The 3744-nt window shown below is 71.8% G+C and carries 4 protein-coding genes; 2 read left to right on the top strand and 2 right to left on the bottom strand.

Annotated elements, in window-relative coordinates; translation table 11 throughout:
• The first annotated feature begins 58 nt into the window (after positions 1–58).
• Positions 59–982, top strand: a complete 924-nt coding sequence (locus G6045_RS39805; protein ID WP_165337127.1) for a carbohydrate kinase family protein — start codon at positions 59–61, stop codon at positions 980–982.
• On the opposite strand, the gene G6045_RS39800 is transcribed toward G6045_RS39805, so the two are convergent.
• Positions 972–1595 carry a TetR/AcrR family transcriptional regulator gene (locus G6045_RS39800; protein ID WP_165337126.1) on the bottom strand — a complete coding sequence of 208 codons (624 nt, stop codon included), beginning with the start codon at positions 1593–1595 and terminating at the stop codon, positions 972–974. The genes G6045_RS39805 and G6045_RS39800 overlap by 11 nt on opposite strands.
• A 48-nt stretch (positions 1596–1643) precedes the next feature.
• Positions 1644–2990 carry a magnesium transporter gene (gene mgtE / locus G6045_RS39795; protein WP_165337125.1) on the bottom strand — a complete coding sequence of 449 codons (1347 nt, stop codon included), beginning with the start codon at positions 2988–2990 and terminating at the stop codon, positions 1644–1646.
• 54 nt (positions 2991–3044) lie between these two features.
• Here mgtE and G6045_RS39790 point away from each other — a divergent pair, with 54 nt between their 5' ends.
• Positions 3045–3728, top strand: coding sequence for an HhH-GPD-type base excision DNA repair protein (locus G6045_RS39790; RefSeq protein WP_165337124.1), 684 nt, complete (start codon positions 3045–3047; stop codon positions 3726–3728).
• Positions 3729–3744 lie beyond the last annotated feature (16 nt).

Here is a 3744-nt window from a genome sequence, read left to right as displayed (position 1 = left end):
GGTCCGGGGGCGGAGCCCCCGGTTTCGGGAAGGGGCGGGACTGGGGAAAACTAGCCACGTGATCATCTCAGCGGGCGAGGCCCTGATCGACCTGGTACCGCAGCGGAACGACAACGCCGCCCTGCCCGCCCTCGAACCCAAACTCGGCGGCGGCCCCTTCAACACCGCCCGCGCCCTCGGCCGGCTGGAAGCAACCGCCGCCTTCTGCTCCCGCATCTCCCACGACCACTTCGGCGAGGCACTGCTCGACGCACTGCACACCGACGGCGTGGACACCTCCCTCGTCCAGCGGGGCGAGGAGCCGACCACGCTCGCGGTGGCCCATATCGATCCGTCCGGCTCGGCCGCGTACTCCTTCTATACGGAGGGCACGGCGGACCGCCTCTTCCAACTCCCGCCCGCGCTGCCGGACTCGACCCGGGCCATCTGCTTCGGTACCTGCTCCCTCGTCCTCGAGCCGGGCGCGACCGCGTACGAGAACCTGCTGTGCCGGGCCGCAGCGCAAGGCGTGTTCACCGCGCTCGACCCCAACATCAGGACGGGCTTGATCAAGGACCCGGCCGCCTACCGCGCCCGCTTCCTCGGCTGGCTCCCCCATGTACGCCTCCTGAAGCTCTCCGAGGAGGACGCGGCCTGGCTCGCGGACGGCGCCCCCGTCCGTACGGTGCTCAAGCAGTGGCTGGCCGCAGGCCCCCAGGCGGTGGTGCTCACCCGGGGCGCGGACGGCCTGACGGCGCTCACGGCCGAGGGCGCCGAGCACACCGTGCCCGGCGTGGCCGTGGATGTGGTGGACACGATCGGCGCGGGCGACACGGTCAACGCGGCGCTCCTGCACCGGCTCGACCGGCTCGGCGCCCTGACCCGCACGCCGACCGGCGACGAGTGGGAGGACGTCCTCGCCTACGCGGCGCGGGCGGCGGCCGTGACCTGCTCACGGGCGGGGGCTCAGCCTCCGTACGCCCACGAGGTGGTCAGCCCCTGAGGCCCCTGAAGCCCCTGACGAAGACCCCGGCCTTCGCCGCCGCCACCGCCGCCTCGGCCGCCCGGTCGGCGGCCGCCTCGTCGAGCGGGTCGCCGCTGGCGAGGAAGCGGTAGTAGAGGGGCGCCGAGACGGCCCGTACGACCTCGTGGGCGTCCGTTCCCGCGGGCAACTCGCCGCGCTGGACGGCCAGTTCGACGCACGGCGCCCACTCCTCGATCCGTACCACATAGAAGCGGTGCAGCGCATCGGCGGCGGACGGATCGCAGCTCGCCGCCGCGATCACCGCGCGGAAGAGCCGGCTCTGGCGCGGATCGGTGAGGGTGCGGCGTACCAGCCGGGCATTCGCGCGCAGGTCGTCCAGGAGAGCGCCGTGGTCGCTGCGCGGCTCGGACTGCTCGGCCATGTCGGCGAGCAGATCGGCGACGAGGGCGGTGGCGCTGCCCCAGCGCCGGTAGACCGTCGTCTTGCCGACGCCCGCGCGCTGGGCGACCTCGGCGAGGTCGAACCCCGTGAAGCCGTGCTCGGCGAGGGCGTCGCCGGCCGCGTCGAGCACGGCGGCACGCACGCGGGCGGTGCGGCCGCCGGGGCGTACGGTTCCTGGGGCGTTTTCCATGGCGCCCAGCTTAACGGGATCCAGTTCCCTTTACGTACAGGAGATGCCCTAAAGCCCCAGCACCACCCGCGCGATCATGAAGTAAATGATCAACCCGGTCGCGTCCACGAACGTCGTCACCAGCGGAGCCGAGATCACCGCCGGGTCGATCCCCAGCTTCTTGGCGAGCAGCGGCATGCCCCCGCCGATCACGGCCGCCCACGCGCACACCGCGACCAGCGTGAGCCCCACGACCAGCGCGATGTCCCCGTGCTTGGCGATCACCCAGGCGAAGACGAGGCCGACCGCGCCGAGCATCACCCCGAGCAGGAACCCGACCCGGCACTCACGCCAGGCCACCTTCAGCACGTCCCCCGGCCGCACCTCACCGACCGCGAGGGCGCGCACGGCACCGGTCGCGGCCTGCGAGCCGACGTTGCCGCCGGTACCGACGAGCAGCGGGATGAACAGGGCAAGGGCCGTGACCTGCTCGATCTCCCCCTCGAAGGCTTCCAGCACCTTGGCCGTCAGCGTCGCGGCGACGATCAGGAGCAGCAGCCACACCACGCGTGAGCGCGCGAGCCGGGTGACGCTCGCGGTCAGATAGTGCCCGTCGAGCGGCCGCGCCGCGGCCTGCCGTGCGATGTCCTCGGTGTCGGCGGCCTCGATGACTTCCAGTGCGTCGTCGATGGTGAGCAGCCCGACGAACCGGTCCTCGCTGTCGACCACGGGCAGGTCGAGCAGATTGCCCTCCTGCATCAGACGGGCCGCGGACTCGGCGGTGTCGGTGGCGTGCGCCCGCAGATGAGCGGTGTCGACAAGACCGTTCAACGGGTCCGCCGGATCGGCCAGGACCAGGTCCCTCAGTCCTACGACACCGATGAGGCGCCGCCCCGCGTCGGTCACCGGCAGCGTGTAGACCGTCTCGGCTTCGGGCCCTTCCCGGCGTACGCGGTCGAGAGCCTCGCCGACGGTGATGTGCTCCTTGAGCCGTACGACCTCGGGGGTCATGAACCGGCCCACCGACCCCGGCGCGTACCCGAGCAGCGTGGCCGTGAGCTCCCGTTCCCGGGGGCTGAGCCCGGCCAGGACCCGCTGGGTGAAGTTCGCGGGAGCCTCGCCGAGCAGCCGGGCGCGGTCGTCCGGGTCCATGCCTTCGACGAGCTCGCGGAAGGCATGGTCCCGTACGGCGGTGAGGATCTTCTGCTGCTCGACCCCGTCGAGCTCCCCGAACACCTCGGAGGCGCGGTCCTTGTCGAGCAGCCGGAAGAGGACGCCGGCCGTGGCCGGGTCCACGCGGGTGATCTCATCCGCGATCTCGTGGTCGGGGCGCTCGTCGAGCCACTGCTGCAGATGCCCGACATCGTGCGCGGCGACGAGATCGGCGAGCTTGGCTTCCGCGGTGCGCTCGGTCATGGGGTCAGCTTCACCGATGTCGCACCCCGCCGACAGCAGCGACATCATGGCCGTATGACCGCGAAGAAGTCCGCCGCGAACGGCAAGACAGCGAACGGCAAGGCAGCCACCGCCAGGACCACCACCGGCAAGGCAGCCGGCAAGACCGCGCCCGCCGAGATCCACATCGCCCAGAACCCCGAAGCCGACGAACTGCTCGGCCGCAGCCCGCTCGCCGCCCTGGTCGGCATGCTGCTCGACCAGCAGGTGCCGATGGAGTGGGCGTTCACGGGTCCGTACACGATCGCCGAGCGCCTGGGCCGGGACGATCTGGACGCGCACGAGATCGCGGCGTACGACCCCGAGGCCTTCACGGAGCTGTTCAAGACCAAGCCGGCCGTGCACCGCTACCCGGGCTCGATGGCGCAGCGCGTGCAGCAGCTGTGCCAGTACCTGGTCGACGAGTACGACGGGGACGCCACGGCCCTGTGGTCCGAGGTCGAGGACGGCAAGGAGCTGCTCGCCCGGCTGAAGGCGCTGCCCGGGTACGGGGAGCAGAAGGCGAAGATCTTCACGGCCGTGCTCGGCAAGCGGTACGGCGTGACGCCCAAGGGCTGGCGCGAGGCGGCGGGTTCGTACGGGGACAAGGACTCCTACCGCTCGGCGGCCGACATCACCGGGCCCGAGTCGCTGGCCAAGGTGCGGGCGTTCAAGCAGGAGGCCAAAGCGGCGGCGAAGGCGGCCAAGGCCGCGAAGTAGCAAGGCGGCCAGGGCG

Origin of the sequence: Streptomyces mesophilus (genome assembly GCF_011044995.1) — a bacterium.
Classification (GTDB): Bacteria; Actinomycetota; Actinomycetes; order Streptomycetales; family Streptomycetaceae; genus Streptomyces; species Streptomyces mesophilus.
The sequence above is the reverse complement of the archived record's forward strand: the minus strand, read 5'-3'. Positions and strand labels throughout refer to the sequence as shown.